Here is a 21742-nt window from a genome sequence, read left to right as displayed (position 1 = left end):
AGTGTACGGACATCATCCGGTGAAACGAAAGCACCACCGGACATTTTCCTGTCGTGGCGTGTTCTGACAGGACAGATCGCTGTCGAGTGGCAAGAGCGGCCATCGGCAGAGCAGACTGGGCGGCCGTGAGGACTTTGTACCGCAACGCTGCCATCGTCCCGTCCGCGCACCCGTCCGCGGACGCCGACCCCCGACCGACCGCGCTGGTCATCGACCACGCCCTCGGCCGGATCGCGTGGCTCGGCGATGACAACGGCGCCACCATCCACGCCGAGGAGGCTGACGAGGTCATTGATCTGGGCGGCCGGCTGCTCACTCCTGGCTTCGCCGACGCCCACGTGCACCTCACGATGACCGGCCAGGGGCTGGACGGGGTCGACCTGTCCGGCACCACCTCGATCGCGCAGGCCCTCGCCCTGGTGGAGCAGGAGGCCCGGCGCACGCGGGGTCGGCCCATCTACGCGCACTCCTGGGACGAGACCCAGTGGGCCGAAGGTCGGCCGATCGCCCCCACCGAACTGGACCGGGCGACATACGGGGGCGTCGTCTATATGCCGCGCGTGGACGCGCACTCGGCGAGCGTGTCCACCGCGATGGCCACGATCGCCCGCGTCCGCGACCTGGACGGCTGGGACGGCGTGGTGGCCCGCCGGGACGCCTTCGCGGCCGTCACCCATGCCTTCACCTCCTCCATGACGCCGGTGGACCGCCAGCGCCACCTGGAGCTGGCGCTCGGCACCGCCGCCCGCTGCGGGCTCACGCTGCTCCACGAGACCGGGGCTACGCATCTGACCAGCCACGACGACATCCGCGACGTGCTGGCCGCCGCATCCGCCCCAGGGGTCCCCGATGTCGTCACCTACTGGGGTGAGCTGACCGACGACGCGGACGTGGCCGGGGAGATCGCGGAGTTCCTGGGCATCCTGGGGCTGGCCGGCGACCTGTGCGCTGACGGCTCGTTCGGATCTTTCACCGCGCACGTGGGGGAGCCCTATGTCGGCACCGACCAGCACGGCTACGGCTATCTGACCCCAAGTCAGGTGCGCGATCACGTCATCGCCTGCACTCGCGCCGGACTGCAGGCCGGCGGGCACGTCATCGGCGACGAGGGTCTGCGCACGATGGCGGCCGGCTTCCGCGCCGCCGCCGAGGTGCTCGGCCGGGACGCGATCCGCGCTGTCCGCCACCGCTGGGAGCATGTCGAGCTGCCGGACGAGGAGGTCGTGCGCACCATGGCCGACCTCGGGATCTGGGCGAGCGTCCAACCCTGCTTCGACGGGCTCTGGGGTGGCACCGAGGGCCTGTATGCCGAACGGCTGGGTCCTGAGCGCGCGCTCCAGGCGGTGCCGCTGCGCACCTTGGTGGACGCCGGCGTGCCGCTCGCCCTGGGCTCGGACAGCCCGGTCACGCGCCTCGGGCCCTGGGCCGCCGTGCGCGCAGCGGTGTGGCACCACAATCCCGAGCAGCGGCTGACCGTGGCGGAGGCTGTCCATGCACACACCGTGGGCGGGTATGCCTTAGCCGGACTTGAGGGCGGCGTCCTCGAGCAGGGTGGCCCGGCGACGTTGGTCGTGTGGGACGACGGCCAGGACGGCCACATCGTCACCGACCCGGTCACCGGTCTGCCTGTCTTCGACGGCCCGGAGGCGCCCCTCCCGGTCGCCGAGCGGACCGTCGTGGGCGGCCTCACGGCCTATCTGCGCCCACGGCCCTGACGCGCCGGAGGCAGCCCGGCGTGTCGCGCGCCGACACGCCGGACGTGATCGGGATCATGCCGGGCAGGGCATCCCGCTGACCTGCACCGTTCTGCATCAGTGCAGGTCAGGGGGGTGTTGACAGGCCTTTGCCGATCGTCCTACTTTCAACTGGTCCCCAACGACGCCGTCCCGCGTCCTGGGGTAGCCAGGACCCCGCACACCGAGTAGACAACGGGACTGTGGTGACCACCAGTCGCCCCAGGTCCGGCCCCAAAGGTGGCGGGGTCCGGCCGTGTCCGGGGGGAGGGTCGGCCAGGTCGCGAGGGCTGCAGGACCAGGACGTCAGGACACTGTGGCGGCCTCAGGTCCGGCGCAGGTGGCCCACGTACCCTGAACCCGTGCTCCCGGTCCGCCTCCTGCTCGCCACCCTCGGCGGGCTCGCCCTGTGGTTGGCCTTCCCCGGGTATGACGTGTGGCCGCTGGCGCTCGTGGGCTGCGGGACGCTGGCGCTGGCGACGGCGGGGGCTTCGATCCGGACCGGCCTGGCAGCGGGCTTCCTGCTCGGCCTGACCTGGTTCGCCCCGATGTTCACGTGGGCGAGCACCTATGCGGGGATCATGCCGTGGCTGGCGATGAGCGCGGCCTCGGCGCTCTATCCGATGGCCCTGGGCGGGGTGCTGGCCTGGCTGCAGCGTGGGGGAGTGGTGCGCCCGTTCGTCGGTGCGGCGGCCTGGGCGCTGATGGAGTGGGGGCGCGCAGTCAGCCCCTTCGGCGGCTTCCCCTGGGCGCGGCTCGGGTTCAGCCAGGCTGACTCACCCCTGATCCAGGTCGTCAGCTGGGTCGGGGTGCCCGGCCTGGGGTTCGTCGTCGCCCTCGCGGGAGGCCTGATCGCGCTGGCCCTGCAGCGGCTGGTCCCGAGGGTGAGTCGCTCCTTGCCGCGGGCTCTGGCCAGCGCTGTCGCGGCCAGTGCTGTGGTCCTTGCCCCGCTGCTCATGCCCGCGCACGGCGTCGACGGACCCACCGTTCGGGTGGCCGCCGTCCAGGGTGATCTGCCACCGGGCTTCACCAGGACCTTGACCGCGGACCGTGGAGCCATGCTGCAGCGCTACACCGACCTGACCCACGCCCTGGCGAGGGAGGTGGCCGGGGGAGAAAGGACATACCCGGACGTGGTGCTGTGGCCCGAGGGCGCGAGCGATCTGGACCCCCTGCGGCCGGACGGCAGCCCTGAGGCCACCGCGCGGATCATGGCAGCAGTCGACGACATCGACGCCCCCGTCCTGCTCGGTGCCACCTCGCGCCGTGGCGGGGAGGCGCCCCACAACCTGATGCTCAGCTATCTGCCCGGGACCGGACTGGACGAGGTCTACACCAAGGTCTATCTGGCTCCCTTCGGCGAGGTCATGCCGCTGCGCGGGATCATGCGTCACCTGTCCCCGTGGGTGGACCGGATCACCGACTTCGTCCCCGGTACCCAGCCCGGGGTGATGGCGGTGCCCATGCGCGACGGACGCACCCTGGAGCTGGGTGTGGGGATCTGTTTCGAGGTCGTGGTCGATCCCGCCATGCAGGACCTCGTCCGCGGTGGTGCCGCCCTGCTGGCGGTGCCGACGAGCAACGCCTGGTTCGGCGAAGGTGACCAGGCCGCCCAGCACATCGCTGCCTCCCGGGTGCGGGCCGTGGAGCTGGATCGGGCGCTGGTGCACATCTCCAATGTCGGCATCTCCGGGTTGATCACCCCCGACGGTGTCGTGCACGAGGAGTCCGGGCTGTTCACCGAGGCCATGCTCGAGGGAGATCTGCCGCTGAAGACCGGCCTGACCCCGGCCGTGCACGTGGGGCCGTGGGTGCCGGTCGGCGCGGCCGTCATTGTCGTGCTGGCGCTGCTGCTGCAGCTGGCGCGCCGGACCGGTCAGGTCTCGCCGGGACTGCGTGATGGTTAGGCTCACCCGGTGACTTCGACCGCTGCCGTCCGACCTGCCCTGGGTCGGGTCCTCGTCTGCGTGCCGACCTACAACGAGATCGAGAGCCTGGCGATGATCGTCGGCCGGATCCGGGCCGCGGTCCCGGACGCGGACGTGCTGGTCCTGGACGACAACAGCCCTGACGGCACCGGGGCGTTGGCCGACCGGCTGGCTGCAGAGGACCCGCAGGTCCACGTGCTGCACCGCCCCGGCAAGGAAGGCCTGGGCCCGGCCTATCTCGCAGGCTTCCGTTGGGCCGACCAGCACGGCTATCAGGCCGTCGTCGAGATCGACGCGGATGGCTCGCACCAGCCCGAACAGTTGCCCGCGCTGCTCACCGCGGCCGAGAACGCGGGCGGGGTCGGTGCTGACCTGGTCATCGGATCGCGTTGGGTGCCTGGTGGGTCGGTGCACAACTGGCCGGTGTCGCGCACAGCGTTGTCGGTCGGCGCCAACACCTATGCCCGGTATGCCCTCGGCATACCGGTGCGTGATGCCACCGCCGGCTTCCGCGTCTATCGGTTGGCTGCGCTGCGCTCGATGGACACCGACGCGGTGGCCTCGCACGGGTATTGCTTCCAGGTGGACCTAACCCTGCGGGCCCTGGACCGCGGGCTGAAGGTGGTCGAGGTGCCGATCGCCTTCGTCGAGCGGGAGGTCGGCACCTCCAAGATGAGCGACGACATCGTGCGGGAGGCAGCGGTGCGCGTCGGGCTCTGGGGTCTGCAACGGCGTGGTCGGCAGGTGCGGGAACGTCTGGGCCGCCTTCGGCGTTCTCCCAGATGGCACCACCTGGAGGAGACACCGTGACCGCTGGCCACCCGACCTCGACCCGACCGACCCGGCGCGGCCGCGTGCTGCCCTGGGTCGTGGCCACCCTGATCCTGCTGCCGGTGATCGAGATCGCCGTGCTGATCCTGGTGGGTCAGCAGATCGGGCTGCTGTGGACCGTCGTGCTGATCATCGCGCTGGCCTTCCTCGGCGTGTGGCTGGCCCGACGCGAGACTTCCCGCACCTTCCGTCAGCTGCAGCGCGCGCTGCAGACCGGCAAGATGCCCACCGATGAGGCGACCGACGCGATCCTGGTGATGGTCGGTGCCTTCCTGCTGATCCTGCCCGGCTTCGTCAGCGATGCCGTGGGTCTGCTGCTGGTCCTGCCGTTCACGCGGCCGGTGGCGCGCCGCGCCTTCCAGGCTCTGGTGGCCGCCCGGGTGCTGGCCGTGACACGTGGGACGGGTGCCGGGGGGAGTGGCGCCGGTGCACCAGGACGGCGCTCTGCGCCCGGACGGGGTCAGGTCATCGAGGGCGAGATCGTCTCCGAGACCCCCGGCCCCGGCTCGGCTGGCCCAAAAGGGCCAACGCCGCTACCATGAAATGTCACCCCCTCATCCGTGGACGTGGGATCGGCGCGCACTGACCGGCCACTGCCGCTCCGCCCGCGACGAGGTGGGAACACCGTCGCCGTGGTGTGCGTTGACCTGATGATCGGACGTGATGGACCGATCGACAGGTCTGCCGATCTGGACCAGATCGGCAGACGCAGATCAAGACAGATCACGAGTGACCGAACTACAACGACCGACTATTCACCGTGTCCTGGACACGAAGGAGTACCCATGGCTGAAAGGTCCCTCCGCGGCACCAACCTGAGCTGGCTGTCCTTCGAGAGCGACGAGGGTGTGACGTTCTCCGAGCGCACGATCACCCGTTACGTCTGCCCCGACGGCCACATCAGCGAGCTTCCCTTCTCGGTCGAGGCCGAGGTCCCGCCGCTGTGGGAGTGCCGCTGCGGCCTGGACGCCAAGCTCGTCGACGGCCCCGAGCCCGAGGTGAAGGCGACCAAGCCCCAGCGCACCCACTGGGACATGCTGCTCGAGCGTCGCTCCGTCCCCGAGCTGGAGGAGTTGCTGGAGGAGCGTCTCGACCTGCTCCGCACCAGCCGCGGCGAGAAGCCGCGCAAGCGCACCGCCTGAGCACACGACATACGGGCTCAGCAGGACGGCCCCGGACCCTGTGGTCCGGGGCCGTCCCCTGTCTGCCGTGGGGCCGGCTAGGTATGCCGTGTGGTGAGTTCGTCGGGTCTGCTCGCCTAGACGATGCGCGGCTGCTCGTTGCCGGCCATCTCGATGCCCTTGCGCACGTTCACGCGGGTCAGGATCAGGCCACCGACCACGAAGAAGGCGATGGTCACCAGGATCGCCGGGCGGTAGTCGCCGGTGAGCTGGTAGACGAGGCCGAAGGCGAGGGTCCCGAACCAACTCGTCCCACGCTCCATCACCTGGTAGAAGCTGAAGAACTCCGACTCCTTGCCGGGGGGCACGAGCTGGGAGTACAGCGAGCGAGACAGTGCCTGGGTGCCGCCCATGACCAGGCCGATACCGACGGCGCAGACCAACCAGATCGTGAACGCCCCTTCGGGCACGAAGTAGGCGAAGGCCACGACCAGCGTCCACATCACGATGCCACCCAGGACGGTGAGCTTGGCCCCGATCCGGCCGGCGATGACGCCGAAGAGCAGGGCCCCGCCGAAGGCCACGAACTGGACGAGCAGGATGGTGATGATCATCTGGCTGGTCTCGAAGCCGAGCGCCTCGATGCCGTAGAGGCTGGCCGAGGCGATCACCGTCTGGATGCCGTCGTTGAAGAACAGGTAGGCGACCAGGAAGAGCAGGGTCTGGGGGTAGCGCCGCAGCTCGCGGAAGGTGGAGGCCAACTGGGACAGTGTCCCGCCCACGACCCCGGCGGACCGGTCGATCGGGGTGGCCGTGGTCCCGCGGATCCGGCGCATCCCGATCACGGGGATGAGCGTGAAGATGCCCCACCACAGGCCCGCCGAGAGCAGGCTGAGGCGGATCGCCATCTCATAGCTCATCCCGAGCGAGTCATACATCTGCATCATCACGAGGTTGATCGCGAGCAGGATGCCGCCGCCGAGATAGCCCAGTGCCCAGGCACGGGAGGAGACCTTGTCCCGGTCGTCAGGTTCGGCGACCCGGATCAGCAGGGCGTCGTAGACGACCTGGGAGGCGCCCAGGCAGAGGTTGGCGATGACCACCAGCAGCACGCCCAGCTGCCAGTTGCTGCCGGAGAGGAAGAACATCATGCTGGCCGCGATCGCACCGGCCCAGGCCAGCCCACCGAGCAGCCGGACCGGCCGCGGGTGGCGGTCGGCGATGGCGCCGACGAAGAGCAGGACCAGCGCGGAGACCAGGGTGGCCACGGTGATCGTGTAGGGCGCGAGCGAGCCCACGGCAATCGGGATACCCAGCACCGAGAGCCGCTCGGCGCAGACCTCGCCGCTGGCCAGGCTCGGGCAGGCGTCCGCGCGCGCCAGGGCCGTCAGATAGGGGGAGATCAGCACCGTGCCGGTTGTCGTGACATAGGCGGAGTTGGCCCAGTCGTACCAGCCGAAGGCATCCTGGTGGGCCCGCGTGCGCTCGATCTGCGGGTTCGCGCGCAACGCCGTCGTCTCGCTCATGGCAGGACTGTCCCACATCGGAGAGGTCGTTTGGAGTTGCGCCACGGCCCCGGTGGGCCAAGAGTGGGTGAACACCCCTGTGGGTGAAGACCCCATTCCCGATGTGAGGAGCAGTTATGGGTATCGGCGACAAGATTGGCAACAAGGCCCAGGAAGTCAAGGGCAACGTCAAGGAGGGTGTCGGCGACGCGACCGACAACCACCGCATGGAGGCCGAGGGCAAGGCCGACCAGGTCGAGGCGAACGTCAAGCAGACCGGCGAGAAGGCCAAGGACGCGTTCAAGGACGCCACCGACGGCTGAGCCTCACTCGGTACGCGCGAGGGCGGACACCCACCGGGGTGTCCGCCCTCTTCGCTGTCCGGTCCGGTATGCCGTGACTCAGGTGTGGCGGGACGGCTCCGGTTGGGCGTCCTCGGCCTCGGCGTCCTCCGGCGTTGACGCGAGCTCATCGATCGCGTCCTTGTCACGCGCGCCCTCATCGTCCCCGCGGCGCAGGATGGGGGCGATGAAGCGCTCTCGGAGGGAGGCGGCGAGCTCGCTGGTGCGGTCGACCAGCGCTTGCTTGGCGGCACCCCGCTCGCCCTCGGCCTGCTCGTGGGCCTGCCGGGCCCGCAGCTGGAAGACCGGGGCGGCGCCTTCGGCCAGCTGGGCGGCCCGCATCCCTTGCGGCGTGAGGTTGGTGACCTCGTCGGCGCGCTTGGCGCCTGTCCGCAGGTCGAGGTGCTCACTGCCATAGCGGTAGAGCGAGACCAGCGCTGCCGTCACCGGGACCGCGAGGAAGGCACCGACAATGCCCCAGCGGGTGGCGCCAGCGGCGACGACCAGGATGATCAGCGCCGGGTGCAGGTTCATCGCCTTGCTCTGCAGGATCGGCTGCAGGATGTTGCCCTCCAGCTGCTGGACCGCGATCACGATCACCAGCACCCACACGGCCGTCATGAAGCCCTGGGAGACCAGGGCGACCAGCACGGCGAGCGCGCCGGCGGTGACCGCACCCACGATCGGGATGAAGCCGGCGAAGAAGGTGATCAGGGCGAGCACGAAGGCCATCGGCACCCCGAGGAGCACCAGCCCGAGGCCGATGAAGATGGCATCGACGGCCGAGACGATCGCCTGAGCCTTGATGAAGCCGCCAATCGTCCGCCAGACGCGGGCCAGCCCCTCGGTGAGGTGCATCCCGGCGGTGGCGCCGCTGACCTGACGGACCCAGGGTCCGAAGCGCTCGCCGTCCTTGAGGATGAAGAAGCTGAAGATCAAGGTCATCACGAGGCTGACCATGATCGAGCCGACCGTGGCCACGCCGGTCACGACGCCCTGGGCGATCCGGCTGGACTGCTCCTGCAGCCAGGCGGTGGCCTGGTCGACGTATTCGGTCACCTGCTCGTTCTGCAGGTTCAGCGGCGGACCGCTCACCCAGTCCATGACCACCTGGAGGCCCTCGCCGGCCTGCTTGGCGATGATCTGGCTCTGCTCAATGACCTGGGGGGCGATGGCGATCAGGGTGCCCACGAAGATTCCCAGTGATCCCAGCAGCACGAGGGCTGCCGCGAGCGAGGAGGGCCACCCGTGCTGCTTGAGCCAGGACACCAGCGGCCACAGCACCGAGGAGATCAGCAGCGCGAGCAGGAGCGGCAGCACGCCGACCCAGAGCTGGCCGAGCAGGTAGAAGATGACGAAGAGGGCGGCCGCGACGAGCAGGAAGCGCCACGACCAGGCAGCGGCTCCACGCAGACCCTGCAGGATGAGCACGCCGCGGTCGGCACCCGTGGCGTCGTGCTGCTCCGGGTCCTGCTTCTTCTCCCGCATCGTGGTGATCTCTTCGGGCGTCGCTGCCGAGGCGTCAACGTGCTCGGGGATATCTGGCATCGGGCCCGCCGTTGCGGGGGTCGCTCCCGGCCTGCGCTCGTCGTTCATTCTTCTCCCAGATTCGTTCACCCGGACAGGGTGTTGTCCGTGCGAGTCCCTTGCGTGCGCATCGATTACCGTGAGCTCGGGTCACCTCGGAGTATCAGGGTAACCGCGATCACCGACGATGCCCCGCCGGACACCACCAGGGGCAGATCACCGGTGGCTGCCGTCTCTACGCAGACGAACTCCCGCCAGCCGTCCGCGCCGACGTCCCGTATCTGGCCAGCGTTGTCGGGGCCAGGATTCCAGACCACGGTCTGGGTGGCGCCGTGGTGCTGGACCAGCACCTGGCTGCCATCGCCTCGGTCCAGCACCGGCGCCGGCGATCCGGTGCCGTCCAGCACCCGGTCCACCTCCTGCCCAAAAGTGACTGGCCCCTCCTGCACCGCGCGCTCACCAGTCACCTTGTCGAGGTAGGGCGTGCCGGTCAACCCCAGGACCTGCGCCTTTGTGCTGTCTGGGACGACCAGGTCGGTGTGGAGCGCAGCCTCGACCTCGAGCGGTGCGGTCGCGGGGTTGTGCACGGTCAGGGCGAGGTGCAGGCCCGGCCCCACCTGTCCGGACACGTCGGGAGCCAGGCGGGTGGCGGCATACCGGAGCTGGAACGGTCCAGGCAGCGCGTCCCCACCTGACGTGTCCGCCACCTCCTCGGAGGAGAGCTCCCAGGCCATCACCTCAGCCCCGGTCGGTTCGACCGCGCGCCAGGTCGCCGTGCGCACTGGGCCGTGGCTGGGGGAGCGGTCCCCTGACCGGCCGGCGCCGAACCACGGGAAGCACAGCGGCACCCCGCCACGGATCGCGGTGCTGCCGTCCACCACGGCCCGCGGGCTGAGCCAGAGCACCGGCTGCCCGTCCACCTCCCAACCGACCACCGTCGCGCCGTGGTCATAGGCGCGCAGCACAGTGTGTTCGTCGCGGACCTCGCGCAGCGGCATCGTTGTCATAGTTCTCAGCCTAGGCCGGGCTACCAGAGCGAAGGCGGGGCTGCGGCGTGCTCAGACACCGGTCTTCTTCACCGACCCCCTCGCGCGCCGGAGTCTGGTCGCCTCCACCTCGTACCGGGAGGCCCTCCCCGCGCCGGTGGCGAAGAAGCGTCTGCGCAGACTTCCTTCGACCTCCACCACGTGTCCCTCGCTCAAGCGTTGGGCGCTTACCCTGGTGCGTGCGGACCAGCAGGCCACGTCGATGGTGTCGACCTGCCTGCGCCCGCCGTCCCCGCGTCGCGGCGGGCGGTCGACCACCACCCGCAGCTGCACCAATTGATCGCCGCTCGGCAGCTCTCGTGCCGTCGGCTCACCGCTCACCCGCCCCACCAGCCGCACCTCATTGGTGGGCGCCTGCGTCGTCGTCATGGCACGACCCTGGAGTATGTGGCCGCCCGGTGGGAAGCCCGACCCGCAGATCTGTGGATGACGTCTGTGTGCGCTACGAGGATGTGGACAGCGCCGTGGCGCTCAGGAAGGCGTCGAGGCGGTCACCGGCGGCTGCGCGCTCCAGGGGAAGACGATCCAGCGGTCGGTGTGCTTCCAGGTGAAGTCCGGTTCGACGATCGTCGTGGGCTTTCCGTAGAGCACCGCGCTCCGCGGCTCGGCGCCCACCGTGCGCAGCAGGTCCAGGACGAGGTCCAGCGTGCGCCCCGAGTCCACGACATCGTCGACGACGAGCAGGTGCTTGCCAGCGATGCTCTCGGTATCCAGCATCGGGGCGAGCAGGACCGGGTCGGGCAGGGTCTCGTGCACGTCGGTGTAGAACTCGACGTTGATCGCATCCGCCAGCTTCAGACCGAGCGCGTAGGCGAGGGCACCGCCAGGCAGCAGCCCACCGCGGGCGATCGCGATCACGATCTCGGGCCGGAAGTCGGAGTCGGCGACCTGCTGGGCCAGGTCACGGCAGGCCTCGCCAAACATGTCCCAGGTCAGGATCTCCTTGCCCTCGGCGTCGAGGGTGTCCGCGTCAGCGTGGTAGGCGCCGGTCATGAGGATGGCTTGACCTTTCTGGGAGGGATGGGACGCAGTCCCGAGGAGGTATGCAGTGTCTCAGACCGCATGAACCGAGGGTCTTCCTCGGGGATGAGCGCACCGGTGACCTGGTGGTGTGGCCAGTCCAGGGTGTGCGGGGCGCTGACCGTGACGTAATTGGGCTTCTCCTTGGCGTGCACGGTGTCGGGGTGCACCGGCACGTGCGCGGCGGGCGGGTTGGCCGTCCAGGCCGCGACGAAGAGCAACCACCGCAGGGCCAGGTTCAGCGTCAGCAGCAAGGCGGCGACCGCGGCGAAGGTGGCGAACAGGGGAGTGGTGGACCAGATGCCGACTAGCCAGGTGCCACCCAGGCGGAGCAAGCCGAAGCCGACCGCGCCGAGCGCCATCCCCTGGCGGAGGTCCTGCGTGGGGATCCGAACCTTGCTGGTGACCCGGAAGATCAGCCAGATGAGGAAGGCATCGAGCAGAGCGACCACGACAAGGACCCCGGCGGTGAGCAGGCCCGCGGTGAGCGAGTTCTTGATCCCCAACCAGTCCAGGACGTTCTGACCCACCAGGGTGATGCCGGAGACAAGGACCGAGCTGGCGGCCAGGGTGATGGCTAGCAGGAAGAAGCCCCACAGATCGATCACCTTGCCGCGGAAGTAGCGGATCGGGGCACCGCCCAGGCCGAAGATCTGCCGGACGGTGCGTCGCAGCCCGGTCATCATCGCCAGCGCGGACCAGAGGATGACGACGGCGGAGATCGCGGTAGTCCAGCCCCAGCCGGTGTCCCGCATGAGTTGATCGGCCGGGATGAGCCCCTCATTGCGGCCGTCATCGATGATGCCCGGGACGACCGAGTTGATGACTCGGATGACGCCGTCCACCAACTCGGGGCGATCGCCGAGGAAGGCCCTGGCGACGTTGACAAGAATGGTCAGTGCCGCGGTGAGCGACAGCATCGCCGTGAAGGTCACCCCGCCAGCGCCCAGGGAGCCCCAGGCGACGACATACCTGAGCACGGAGCGGACCAGGCGCGGTTGGCGACCGACGTCGAGGAGGTCGTACCACCACTCACGCAAGGCGCCGGAGCGCTTGGCCTCCTGCACCCGGTCGCGGGTCTGCCGAGCCCGTTCCCGGGTCTCGCGGGCCCGCTCGCGCACTACATCTCCTCGTGTGTCTCGGGGTCCCCGTCGAAGAGACGGCCGTCGGGCCGGCCCAGGCCGGAGATCGCCTCCACCTCCTCGGGCGTGAGCTGGAGGTCGGCCACGTCGAGGTTGTCGCGCTGCCGGGACGGCGTGGCCGACTTCGGCAGCGGCATCACACCGCGGGCGAGGTGCCAGGCAAGGATGACCTGGGCCGGGCTGACGCTCAACCGGTCGGCGGCCTGCACGACGGGGGCAGCGTCATACTGGGCCTCGCGTTTGCCCAGCGGGCTCCAGGCCTGGGTGAGGACGCCCAGCTCGCGGTGAACCTCAAGCATGTCCTCCTGGGGGAAGAGCGGGTGGCACTCGATCTGGTTGAGGACGGGGGCCACGCCGGTGGCGGAGGCGAGTTCGCGCACGTGCCCGGCGGTGTAGTTGCTGGTGCCGACGTGGCGAACCAAGCCCTTCTCTCGGCACTCCAGCAACGCTTCGAATGCCTCTACATAGCGGCCCTGCGAGGGGTTGGGCCAGTGGACCAGGGCGACGTCGAGTTGGTCGATCCCGATCAGCTCGAGTGACTTCTCGATGGTGGCGATAGCCTTCGCCCGCTCGTGGGCCCGGCCGGGGATCTTGCTGGCGATGAGGACATCCTCGCGAGGAAGACCGCTACGGCGCAAAGCCTCGCCCACCTCACGCTCGTTCTCGTAGTTGGTCGCGGTGTCCAGGTAGCGGTAGCCGACCTCCAGCGCGCTGGTGATCGCCTCGATGCCGTCCTCGCCCTTCAGCGGATAGGTGCCGAAACCGACCTGGGGGAGCGGGGTGCCGTCGCGCAGGGTGTGCATGTTTCGACCTTACCGAGATGAGGTGGATCGCCTCTCCTCAGCGGCCCTCCCGGCTTCCCTGGACATCACCATCACCGCCTCCTTACAATGAGGTAAGGAGGTGGTGATAGTGAGCACCGGAACCATGACGAGCAAGGGGCAGATCACGATCCCCAAGGACGTTCGGGTCGCCCTCGGCTTGACGACGGGCGTCGTCGTCAGTTTCGACCAGAACGACGCAGGCGAGTACGTGCTGCGGCCGACCCGCACAACAGCTGCCGACCTCGCTGGGATCCTGCAGCACTCGGGGCCGGCGCTCTCGATCAGCGACATGGAGGACGCCATCGCCAGGGCGGCACAGGATCAGTGATCGGGCTCGATACCACTGTCGTCGTCCGACATCTCGTTCAGGACCATGCCGAGCAAGGGGCGGCAGCCACGCGGGCGATGGCGAAACTCACCCCGCAGGAGCCAGGGTTCCTCACCACCGTCGTCGTGGTGGAGACCTACTGGGTGCTCACCCGTGGCTACAAGATTGCGGCAGAGACCGTCATAGGCGCGCTGTCAGCACTGGTGGATAGTCCGGACATCGTGGTTCAGGACGAGTCGCAGGTTCGCTCTGCACTCAGGCTTGCGCGCTCCGGGTCTGATTTTGCCGACGCCGTGATCAGCGCCGCGTGCACGTCACGGGGCTGCTCTCAGGTGCTCAGCTTTGATCGAAGGGCACAGCGGGACGTTGGATTCACTCAGCCCTGAGCCGACGTGGCTTCGCCCGATACGGGCGGGGCTTTCCTCTGCAGGAGGCTGCTGAGGCAGCTCTCGGGCTGCCGTGCCCGCCGGGTGGACCCCAGCGCCTCCTTGACCGTGTTCTCGTCGGCCTCGCGCACCATCTGGCTCCGGCCCGCTGACCTGCGACGATGTCTGGCGACAGGTGTGGACGAGTTGTCCGTTCTCAGTCATCATGACCAATCCGACCAGCGATAGGACAAGAAAACTGAGACACACTCGGGTCTGGCTGTCTCAGTCATCATGACCAATCCGGTGGCACCCGCAGTGCCGTGACACATCCAGTGGCGTCAGGGTGGGACTTTCGACACGAGCGCTAGGTTCGGTGGTGTCCTGCGCGTTGCTCCCACAGCCTGAGGGTGTCCTCGACGGCGTGGAGGGCGGTCAGGGTGGGCCAGAGCCCAAGTTGAACCGTGTTCGTCAGCCGGACCTTCATGATGCCGTCCTCATCACTGGGGCGGCGATCTTGGCTGAGTGCACCGAGGTAGGCCCATGGTCGGCCATGCGCGAACCCAGATGCGAGCTGCCGCACGAACTTGGAGTCCGCTTTGGTCCCAGCAGTGTGGGCCTCGATGACCGTCGACATCGTGTAGCCGCCAGCGGCCTGGTCGGGGTTCAAGCCACGCTTGGCAGCGATCGCCCGAACCTTGCCGAGCTTCTGCTCCAGTGTTCGTTCGGGGATCAGGGTCGTGTCGTCTAACGCGGTGTGCTGATCCCGGAAGTTCCGGGAGTACCACCGCAAGGTTCGCAGGACGCGTTCGTCGCGACCGCGTGGCTCGAGCAGCCACCACCCGGTGGCTGCGTTCTCCAAGGCTGAGCGGGCGAGGGTCGCGGGCGCACCAAGATGGAGCATCCCGACGTCGTGGACCAGGGTCTTCGCCGCGTGCAGGTGGTCGATCGCTGCCGTCAGACTCTGCCGGAACGCGTGGGAGGTGTTGTACGGGGAGGTGGCTCGGTCGTCCCCGGTGAGGGCGCTGTCCCGGCGGTGCTCGAAGTCGGCCTCGTCCCCGGCGCGTTCGACCAGGCGGTCGATCAGGGGGCTGATTTTGGCCCACTTGGCGGCAACGGCCTGGTCCGGGACATCTTCACGCAGTTGCGACATGTCGTGCACTCGATCATGTCGCACGCCTTCAGGAGCGGCCCCGCTGCCGGTCGTCATGACACCAGCCGAGTCTTGTCGCGCGGGGCCGATGTGATGGCGGTGACCGCGTGGTCGAGGGGAATGCGTTCTTGTTCGACGCGCCGGTGGCTCTCTAGGTCCGTGCTCGTGAGCAGGTTGTAGAGGTCCGCCTCACCTGTGGTGAGGCCGTCTGGTGGAGTTGGGTCGCCTGCCCGGAGGGTCTTGCCGTGCTGGTCCACGGACGTGCCGAACTCCTTGAACCGGTCGTACGTGGGCAGATCCATGAGGATCGTGTCCACGACGTGGCCGCGTGTGCGGAGCCTGGCGACGATGCGCAGCCCTTCAGCGTCAATGTCGCCCCAGTAGATGAGCGGTGGTGAGCCCAACGACGGCAATGCCGTCTCCAGCAGGCTCACGGCGGCGTCGCCGTTGCCGAGAACAAGCACACCGCCGGGCACCTCGGGTGGGAAGTAGAACGCGGTGTCCCGGTTCTCCACGACAACCACAACCTTGACGTCGTACGGCACCTGGTACGTGTCGCCAGCGGTGATCAGGTCCCACCGTCGTCGGCCCGTCGCCGCGTGGGCCGGGTCAAGGTACGTGACCCGTGCCTGCACAGGCCGTGCCCGCAACCGGACGGTGGGGATCCCGGCGAGCTGTTCAATCAGGGTCCGCCGACCGGTCGCGTCGAGCCATTTCGCGTGCAGACCAGGCACGGGCACCTGCCGGGGTGTCCACGTGTCGTCCACGACCCGGTTGTCAGCGAACCACTGGGCGGCGGACAGGAGCAGGTCCACGTCAACCTGGTCCCATCCCATGACCACCCGGAGAACCTTCACGTCCGCAGTGTCCGGGAACGCCTCGGTCAGGTCAGCCCACCGGGTGCGTGCCCGGTCGAGCGTCCCAGGGTGGTGCCCGCCAACCCAGCCGGCCGCACCGTCGACCGTGTCCAGGACGAGCCGGTGGGGGAGTTCCTGGCGGGTCGGCCCGAGCTTGCGGACCACCCAGTCCACCCGCACCCCGTCCGGCAGGGCCGCGGCAGTGTTACGCCAGCCTCGAGCCCAACCGTGTACGTCGGCCCACTCGTCCTGCAACGCCTGCCCGGTCGGTGCGTCCAACCCGACCGTCAACCCGGACTCGTCACCGTCTGCGACTGTCGTGACGAGGTTCCTGTCCAACCAGGTGCGGACCCGCCCTTTCGTGTCGTCAACGGTCTTCATCCGGTCGCCTCAGACTCGTCCCCGGTCACCGCGGCAACCCGGTCCAGCTTGGAACGGTGCGAGGAGTCCTTCGTCACGGTCAGCAGCACGGACGCGGTACGGGAGATCGACTCGTGCTTGTCGGTCGTCGTCGCGATGACCGGTTGGAACCCGAGACGGGTCCACACTTCGACGGCCCGCTGCGTCCGCTCCGGGTCGGCCTTGATCAGTCCTTCGTCCATGAAGACCGGCGCGAACCTCGGCGTTTTCGCGTCCAACGACCCGACCTTGTACCGGATCGCGGCCGCGATGATGAACATCGTCAGCTCTTGGGTTTCACCCCCGGAGGTCGTCGCGAGCTCACGGTAGAACTTGACCAGCTTCCCGTCCTCCAGATGTTGCGCTTCCAGGAGGACGTGCGTGCGCACGTCCAGCAGCACATCCCGCTTCTTCGGGTCGGCCAACTGGCTGATCAGGTTGTCGAACCGTTCGTACTTTGCCACAGCCTGCTCATAGGTCAGCACAGCAGTCGTGCCTGTTGTCGCGTCCTTCAACTCCTTGCGGAACTGGGTCACGACCGGTGGGGCGTGTCCGTCACGCCGACGGATAGTGACGCGCCCGGTGTCGGTTTCGCCGTATGGCTGGTCCGCCAGGGCGTTCCCGATCTCGGTCAGGCGAGCGTCGATGTTGGTGAGCTCGTTCTCGTACGCGAGGGCCAACGCCATCAGCTCGTGCCCGCCGTACATGGCCGTGTACTCGGTGAACTCGGCCTTCGCGCTGTCCACCCCGGAGGCACGGTGACGTTCCAGGATCGCGTGGAACTGCCAGTACGACCGGTCTGGGTCGGTCGTCAGGTCCTCCGCACCGGCAGTGTCGCGGTATTCCCGAATGTAGTCCTCGAACGTCTGCGACAGGAGCCTGCGGGCGTTGTCCCGCTTCTTCGCCGCAGCCTCGTACCGGGAAGCCAGGTGCCGAACGAACTTGCGCCATGGTCCAGACTCGAAGTCCGCTGCGACCGGGCCAGGCACGTCCGGGTCGTCCCGGAACCCCGTCAGCATGTCGTCCAACCAGTCAGTATGCAGGTCAGGTACGTCATCCAGGCCCATCAACTGATTGAACGCTTCGTCCTTCCGTTCAGCCAGGACACCCCAGGTCTTCTCTGTGTCCTCAGTCTTCGTCTCAGCGGCACCGAGCTTCTTGTTCGCTACCGCAGACGCTGCCTTGGCCTGTTCCTTCTCCCGGGCGAGTGCTGCAACAGACGGGTCTTCAGACAGAACCTTCCTCCGGTCCAACAGCTCCTGCAGGGCAGCCGTCGTCTCCTGGACTGCGATCCGGTCCCAAGGCACCTTCAAGAACCGGGCATGAGCGTCATGCTGACCGCGAAGGACCGCAACTGCTGTCTGCGCAGCCTCCGCGGCCTTGTCTGCCGGGACCAGCTCGTCCTCAACCGTCTTGATCTTTGCGTCAATCCGGGCAATCACCGCCTCGGGCGTGAACCCGATAGTGGGCTTGTGGTTCTTTTGCCCACCCACAGCCCCACCATCCCGGTTCCCGGTCTGCCCCTGAATCGTCACCCCGTCCTTGTACCCGGCCGGAAGGTCCCCTAGGTCGTCAGGCGAGTCGACGCATACATGCCGTGCTGACCTGGACACCCGCTGGGACAACCACCCGGAGTACGTGTGCTCACGGAACTGCAACCGCCCGCCGATCGTGGCCGGGTCGCCCTTGGAGAGCGCCACGTCAAGGTTCCGGACGACCAGGTACGGGATCCGGAAAGCCGTCAGCTCGTCCTCTCCTGCACGTCGGAACGCGCCCAGGTGTGCTTCCGGCACCAGAAGGCTTCTTGCGGTCCCACCCAGGACGATCTCGGCTGCCATCCGCCATCCCTCATGTTCAGGGAGCATGTCCATCAGCTCACCAGCGAACGGAAGTTGGTGCGGTTCCAACCCGATCAACTCGGCGTACCGGCGCCGCACGTAGTCACGGTCCCGGTCGGTTACGTCCTTACGGCCGACATAGTGTTCCCTGTCCTCACGCAACCCCTTCAACTGGTTTGCGAGCTCCCACTGTGCCCGCTTCGCGGCCTCCGCTTGATCGTCTGCCGTCTTCTTCCGGGTCGGGTAACCCTCCATGAACGCAGCGGACGCGGCCTGTTGTCGGTCGAACGCGGCCCTGGTGTCCGGCACAGTCAGCACGTCACCGACAGCTTGGGCGAGCTCGTCTCGGTCCTGCTCCACCCGGGTCAACGCACCCTGCGCGGATTCGATCCGCACGTCCAGTCCGCCCAGCTCCGACATGGCGTCGTCCTGGGCGATCGCAGACAGGATCGACTGCAGTTCACCCTCCAGCCGGGCAGCTTCGTTGGCTGCTGCCGTCTGGTCGGCCTTGGCTTGTTCATGCTCACGTTGTGCGGTCTGCTCGGCCTGTTCAAGGGCGGTGCTTTCCCTGTCCCACCGCCACTTCCAGAACGGCGACCTGGCCTGATCGGGGGAGGGGTTGACTGCGGTGAAGTACGCCAGCTCGTCTCGGCCGGATTCGTAGTCGGCCCACAGCCCGGGGATCGGGTTCAGTCGCTTTGTCTGATCCTCGATGACCCGGATCTTCTCCCACGCGTTGCGCAGGTCCGTGAAGTGCCCTTCGGCTTCGTCAGCCTTCGCGTACGTGATCGGCTTGTCGAGGACGAACTTCGTGAACAGGTCATTCACAGACTGGACCGCGTCCGCAGCCTGCACCTTGTACAGCAACGCCATCGCGTTCTTCCCTGCCGTCTCGTCCCCGATCCCGAGACGGTCCCACAACACCCGGTGCAGTGCCGCAGTCGACGGCACGACCTGCAACCCTGGGTAGGTCTTCTCCATGACCCGTGGCGGGAATGGGCGGGCCACGTGAACACCATTGGCGAACGGCTCCAACAGGTTCAGGTCGAACTCGTCCGGGATCCATGCGTCCCGGCGCACGTCCGGTCGGGTCGTGTCGGTCGGGACAGCGAAGAACGCAGACAAGGCCGTCAGGACTGCCCCGTCCGTCGAGTGCCACGTCTCAGCGATCGCGGACCAGACCGTCCCCTCACGCAGCATGACGGCGTGCTCCCCCTCAACGTCACGGGTCTGCCCGTGGACGCCGCGCATGTAGGAGACGATGTTGCGGGACTCCTCCGACCGTGACCGGTGGGAGTTCGTGTTCGACGCCCGGTTCAACGCCGTCGACGGGTTGTGCATGAGGACAATGTGCGCGTCCAGCAACGTGGACTTCCCGGATCCGGTCGACCCGGTGATGAGGGTGACTTCTCGCGGGCCAGCCAGGTCAACTTTCATGTGCCCGTCGTAGCCGCCCCAGTTCACAAGCTGGATCGACGCGAGTGTCCACTGTTGAGCGATCGGCAGCTGGGTCACGCTCACGACTCATCACCCGCGTCCTCGTGGTCCTGGTCGTCATCGGCCTGCTCGTCGTCGGTCTCCGTGTCTGGGACGACACTCAGGGCTGGCCCGTGCGCAGCCTCCGGCGCGGTCAGCAGGTCAGTAAACCGAGCGATCGCCTGCGCAGTCAGGACAAGGCTGATCGCCGGCGACACCTCCCACCTGTCATCACCCACCTTGACCAGCAGATCCTGGTTGGACAGCGCGTCCAGGGCCGCGTTCAGTTTCTTGTCCTTCGCGGCCTTGTTGTGCACCTGGGCCGGCCAGTACGGCTCCATCTGCGAACGAGCGTCAGCACGCTTGATCACCACAGCCTCACCCGGGACAGCCAGCGCGACCCGTTCCCGTGCGTACAACGCCAGCACGGACGCTTCCAGCGTCATCGTCACAGCCCGCACCACCTTGTTGTGCGGAACACCAGCAGGCTCAAGCTGTTGTTTGTACGCCACCCGCCACACCCTGTTGATCGACAGGTCCACGAACATGTTGTGGAAATGCCTGAGCACGGTCTGCTCATGCACCAGCAGCAGGTCCCACAGGTCAGGTTCGTCCCGCCCTGTCAGGACCCTGTTCCTGACGAGGTACGTGATGACCGTCCGGGCATCACTGGGTGCGTCGCCCGTGTCACCGTCGAACAACCCGACACTGTCCTGCTCACCATGCACGCCCGGCCCGGCTTCTTCGATACCGGATTCGCCGTCCCTGACGTCCTCGTCTGCGATCGTGCTTGTCATGCCTGCTCCACCTGCTCGTTCGTGAACTCGACGCGGGGAATCATGAACTTGCGTGACCGGTCTCCCTCGCTGACCGTGATCAGGTCCGTACCGCGTGGCCGGTCGTGCGACCGGGCTGGATGACCCAGGTACGCGACCAGTTCGACGCTTCGGCGCAGGTCGGACGGTGCGGCCTGCCACGCCTCTGCGAGCGTGACCCGGTCCCTCCCGGCAGCGATCAAACGCCGCACATGATCGGCCACGTCCTTCCCGTGCGGGCCACCCCACCGGGCCAGGTACTCCAACGTCAACGGTTCCGTCACCGCGGCCGGTGCGTCAGCCAACGAACGCGGAGCATCCACCGGGCGCGGGTCATGCAACCGCAACGTCGACCCGGGTACCGTCAACGGACCCAACGTCGGAATCGCGCCATGGGGGACTGGTCCCTTGTGCGTTCGCAACGCTGCACGTGCGGCCCGGATCGTGGACAGCAACCCGCCCTGCCCTTCACTCGCGTCGACGTGCGCGGCCAACCTGCCGCCAACGATCTTCGTTAACGCCCGTGGGCCTTCCAGCACCAGGTCAACATGGGTGACGAACACGGCTGGCAGGTTCGCGAACATGACCCGTTCACCGTCCGTGAACATGTCCGCCGCTGGCGAGTTCATGATGCGGTTCAGGTTGTGCCGCAACGACCCCATCTGTGCTTCGTCCCGGATGAGTTCGGACACACCCTCGAACGCTCGCCCTTGCGGGGTTCCGGTCATGATGTTCCGCGAGGTGTGCGTCACCGACTGGATCACCTGTCCGACCGTCTCCCCGTCAGTGGTCAGCAACCGGTCCTGAAGGTCCCGCTTCGCGTCGTGGAATCGTTCCCCGACCCTGCGGAAGTCGGACGGGATCTCATTCATCGCACCGACCACGAGGTCCGCGTACTGGAGCAGATCGTCATCCGTACCGGCCGGAACGTCACCTCCGGCCTTCAAACGTTCCGCCTCCGCCTGGTGACGCTTGGCTTCCCTTTCGTGCTCACGGATCAGGGCGTCACGGTCCGGGTCTGCCAGCGCGGCCAGTTTTGCGACGTTGTCGAAGATCTGGTTCACCCGTGGCACCGACACGAGCCGCTGCCTGGACTGCCTGTCCAACCATTCCATGACGGTCTGGGATGCTGCCGTGGGTCGGTACACCATGTGACCGTCCGAGCTCAGGTCCTTCTCCAACCACCCGTCAGCGACCCACGAGGTCGCCAACGCCCGACCGTTCGTGTCCGGGACGCCCGCTTCGCCCCGGTCCCGGAGCACGCCGATCGCGTGGTCGAGTGCCTCGTGGAAGTCGTTGTCCACCACGGCTGGAAGTTCACGGGTGAACTTGGAACGCAGCACTGCGAGGATGAACGCCCCGTGCTGCTTCTCCGACAGGAATCGCACCTCAGGGGTTGCGTACGCCTCCTTGGCGAGCGCGAACTCGTCCGCCACCGATGTGCCCATCATGGACAACTCCACCTCCTACGGTCACCTGCCACGCAGTCTGCA

20 protein-coding genes and 1 pseudogene are annotated in these 21742 nt (G+C 67.8%); 8 read left to right on the top strand and 13 right to left on the bottom strand.

Translation table 11 applies throughout. The annotated features are described in order from the left end of the window. The first annotated feature begins 125 nt into the window (after positions 1–125). From ACQBAT_RS08105 to ACQBAT_RS08085, 5 genes are all read left to right on the top strand, one after another. On the top strand, positions 126–1715 hold the full coding sequence (locus ACQBAT_RS08105; RefSeq protein ID WP_420748519.1) for an amidohydrolase: 1590 nt from the start codon (positions 126–128) through the stop codon (positions 1713–1715). A gap of 380 nt (positions 1716–2095) precedes the next feature. Then, complete coding sequence (lnt, locus tag ACQBAT_RS08100; RefSeq protein ID WP_420748520.1) at positions 2096–3640, top strand: apolipoprotein N-acyltransferase; 1545 nt, start codon at positions 2096–2098, stop codon at positions 3638–3640. A 9-nt stretch (positions 3641–3649) separates the two neighbouring features. Beyond that, positions 3650–4471, top strand: a complete 822-nt coding sequence (locus ACQBAT_RS08095) for a polyprenol monophosphomannose synthase (protein ID WP_420748521.1) — start codon at positions 3650–3652, stop codon at positions 4469–4471. Beyond that, positions 4468–5034 (top strand): FxsA family protein, encoded by a 567-nt coding sequence (locus ACQBAT_RS08090; protein WP_420748522.1) that lies wholly within the window; start codon positions 4468–4470, stop codon positions 5032–5034. The genes ACQBAT_RS08095 and ACQBAT_RS08090 overlap by 4 nt, the downstream gene beginning before the upstream one ends. A 243-nt stretch (positions 5035–5277) precedes the next feature. Next, entirely contained in the window at positions 5278–5634 is a 357-nt protein-coding gene (locus ACQBAT_RS08085) for an RNA polymerase-binding protein RbpA (protein ID WP_420748523.1), read from the top strand. 116 nt (positions 5635–5750) lie between these two features. Here the strand turns inward: ACQBAT_RS08085 and ACQBAT_RS08080 are convergent, their stop codons facing one another. After that, positions 5751–7139 carry an MFS transporter gene (locus ACQBAT_RS08080; protein ID WP_420748524.1) on the bottom strand — a complete coding sequence of 463 codons (1389 nt, stop codon included), beginning with the start codon at positions 7137–7139 and terminating at the stop codon, positions 5751–5753. 116 nt (positions 7140–7255) lie between these two features. Between ACQBAT_RS08080 and ACQBAT_RS08075 the strand changes: the two genes are divergently transcribed. After that, on the top strand, positions 7256–7441 hold the full coding sequence (locus ACQBAT_RS08075; RefSeq protein ID WP_420748525.1) for a CsbD family protein: 186 nt from the start codon (positions 7256–7258) through the stop codon (positions 7439–7441). Positions 7442–7519: 78 nt separating this feature from the next. Here ACQBAT_RS08075 and ACQBAT_RS08070 read toward each other — a convergent pair whose 3' ends face one another. From ACQBAT_RS08070 to ACQBAT_RS08045, 6 genes are all read right to left on the bottom strand, one after another. Beyond that, on the bottom strand, positions 7520–9007 hold the full coding sequence (locus ACQBAT_RS08070) for an AI-2E family transporter (RefSeq protein ID WP_420748526.1): 1488 nt from the start codon (positions 9005–9007) through the stop codon (positions 7520–7522). A gap of 113 nt (positions 9008–9120) precedes the next feature. Next, positions 9121–9993: a hypothetical protein gene (locus tag ACQBAT_RS08065; RefSeq protein WP_420748527.1), complete on the bottom strand. Its 873-nt coding sequence runs from the start codon at positions 9991–9993 to the stop codon at positions 9121–9123. Positions 9994–10044: 51 nt separating this feature from the next. Continuing rightward, a complete protein-coding gene (locus ACQBAT_RS08060) occupies positions 10045–10401 on the bottom strand; it encodes a single-stranded DNA-binding protein (protein ID WP_420748528.1) in 357 nt (118 codons plus the stop codon). Positions 10402–10503: 102 nt separating this feature from the next. After that, positions 10504–11025 carry a phosphoribosyltransferase gene (locus ACQBAT_RS08055; RefSeq protein ID WP_420748529.1) on the bottom strand — a complete coding sequence of 174 codons (522 nt, stop codon included), beginning with the start codon at positions 11023–11025 and terminating at the stop codon, positions 10504–10506. Continuing rightward, entirely contained in the window at positions 11022–12173 is a 1152-nt protein-coding gene (locus ACQBAT_RS08050; protein WP_420748530.1) for a YihY/virulence factor BrkB family protein, read from the bottom strand. The genes ACQBAT_RS08055 and ACQBAT_RS08050 overlap by 4 nt, the downstream gene beginning before the upstream one ends. Then, the gene (locus ACQBAT_RS08045; RefSeq protein WP_420748531.1) at positions 12173–12997 is read right to left on the bottom strand and encodes an aldo/keto reductase; all 825 of its coding nucleotides are present in this window, start codon (positions 12995–12997) and stop codon (positions 12173–12175) included. The genes ACQBAT_RS08050 and ACQBAT_RS08045 overlap by 1 nt, the downstream gene beginning before the upstream one ends. Before the next feature lie 109 nt (positions 12998–13106). Here ACQBAT_RS08045 and ACQBAT_RS08040 point away from each other — a divergent pair, with 109 nt between their 5' ends. Both ACQBAT_RS08040 and ACQBAT_RS08035 read left to right on the top strand, forming a co-directional pair. Next, positions 13107–13346 (top strand): AbrB/MazE/SpoVT family DNA-binding domain-containing protein, encoded by a 240-nt coding sequence (locus tag ACQBAT_RS08040; RefSeq protein ID WP_420748532.1) that lies wholly within the window; start codon positions 13107–13109, stop codon positions 13344–13346. After that, positions 13343–13732, top strand: a complete 390-nt coding sequence (locus ACQBAT_RS08035) for a PIN domain-containing protein (protein WP_420748533.1) — start codon at positions 13343–13345, stop codon at positions 13730–13732. The genes ACQBAT_RS08040 and ACQBAT_RS08035 overlap by 4 nt, the downstream gene beginning before the upstream one ends. A gap of 346 nt (positions 13733–14078) precedes the next feature. On the opposite strand, the gene ACQBAT_RS08030 is transcribed toward ACQBAT_RS08035, so the two are convergent. The 6 genes and pseudogenes from ACQBAT_RS08030 to ACQBAT_RS08005 all read right to left on the bottom strand — a co-directional run bounded on the left by ACQBAT_RS08030 (position 14079) and on the right by ACQBAT_RS08005 (position 21685). Then, on the bottom strand, positions 14079–14864 hold the full coding sequence (locus ACQBAT_RS08030; protein ID WP_420748534.1) for a hypothetical protein: 786 nt from the start codon (positions 14862–14864) through the stop codon (positions 14079–14081). Between the two features lie 53 nt (positions 14865–14917). After that, positions 14918–16102, bottom strand: coding sequence for a Wadjet anti-phage system protein JetD domain-containing protein (locus ACQBAT_RS08025; protein ID WP_420748535.1), 1185 nt, complete (start codon positions 16100–16102; stop codon positions 14918–14920). Further along, entirely contained in the window at positions 16099–18939 is a 2841-nt protein-coding gene (locus ACQBAT_RS08020; protein ID WP_427197760.1) for an ATP-binding protein, read from the bottom strand. The genes ACQBAT_RS08025 and ACQBAT_RS08020 overlap by 4 nt, the downstream gene beginning before the upstream one ends. A 357-nt stretch (positions 18940–19296) precedes the next feature. After that, positions 19297–19395 (bottom strand): annotated as a pseudogene (locus ACQBAT_RS08015) (ATP-binding protein); the annotation flags it as partial. An 80-nt stretch (positions 19396–19475) separates the two neighbouring features. After that, positions 19476–20231: a DUF4194 domain-containing protein gene (locus tag ACQBAT_RS08010; RefSeq protein WP_420748536.1), complete on the bottom strand. Its 756-nt coding sequence runs from the start codon at positions 20229–20231 to the stop codon at positions 19476–19478. Then, complete coding sequence (locus ACQBAT_RS08005) at positions 20228–21685, bottom strand: DUF3375 family protein (protein WP_427197668.1); 1458 nt, start codon at positions 21683–21685, stop codon at positions 20228–20230. The genes ACQBAT_RS08010 and ACQBAT_RS08005 overlap by 4 nt, the downstream gene beginning before the upstream one ends. Between the last annotated feature and the right edge of the window lie 57 nt (positions 21686–21742).

This window comes from Ornithinimicrobium pulveris (genome assembly GCF_050261105.1).
In the GTDB taxonomy this organism is placed as follows: domain Bacteria; phylum Actinomycetota; class Actinomycetes; order Actinomycetales; family Dermatophilaceae; genus Ornithinicoccus.
This window is presented reverse-complemented; position numbering and strand designations above follow the sequence as displayed.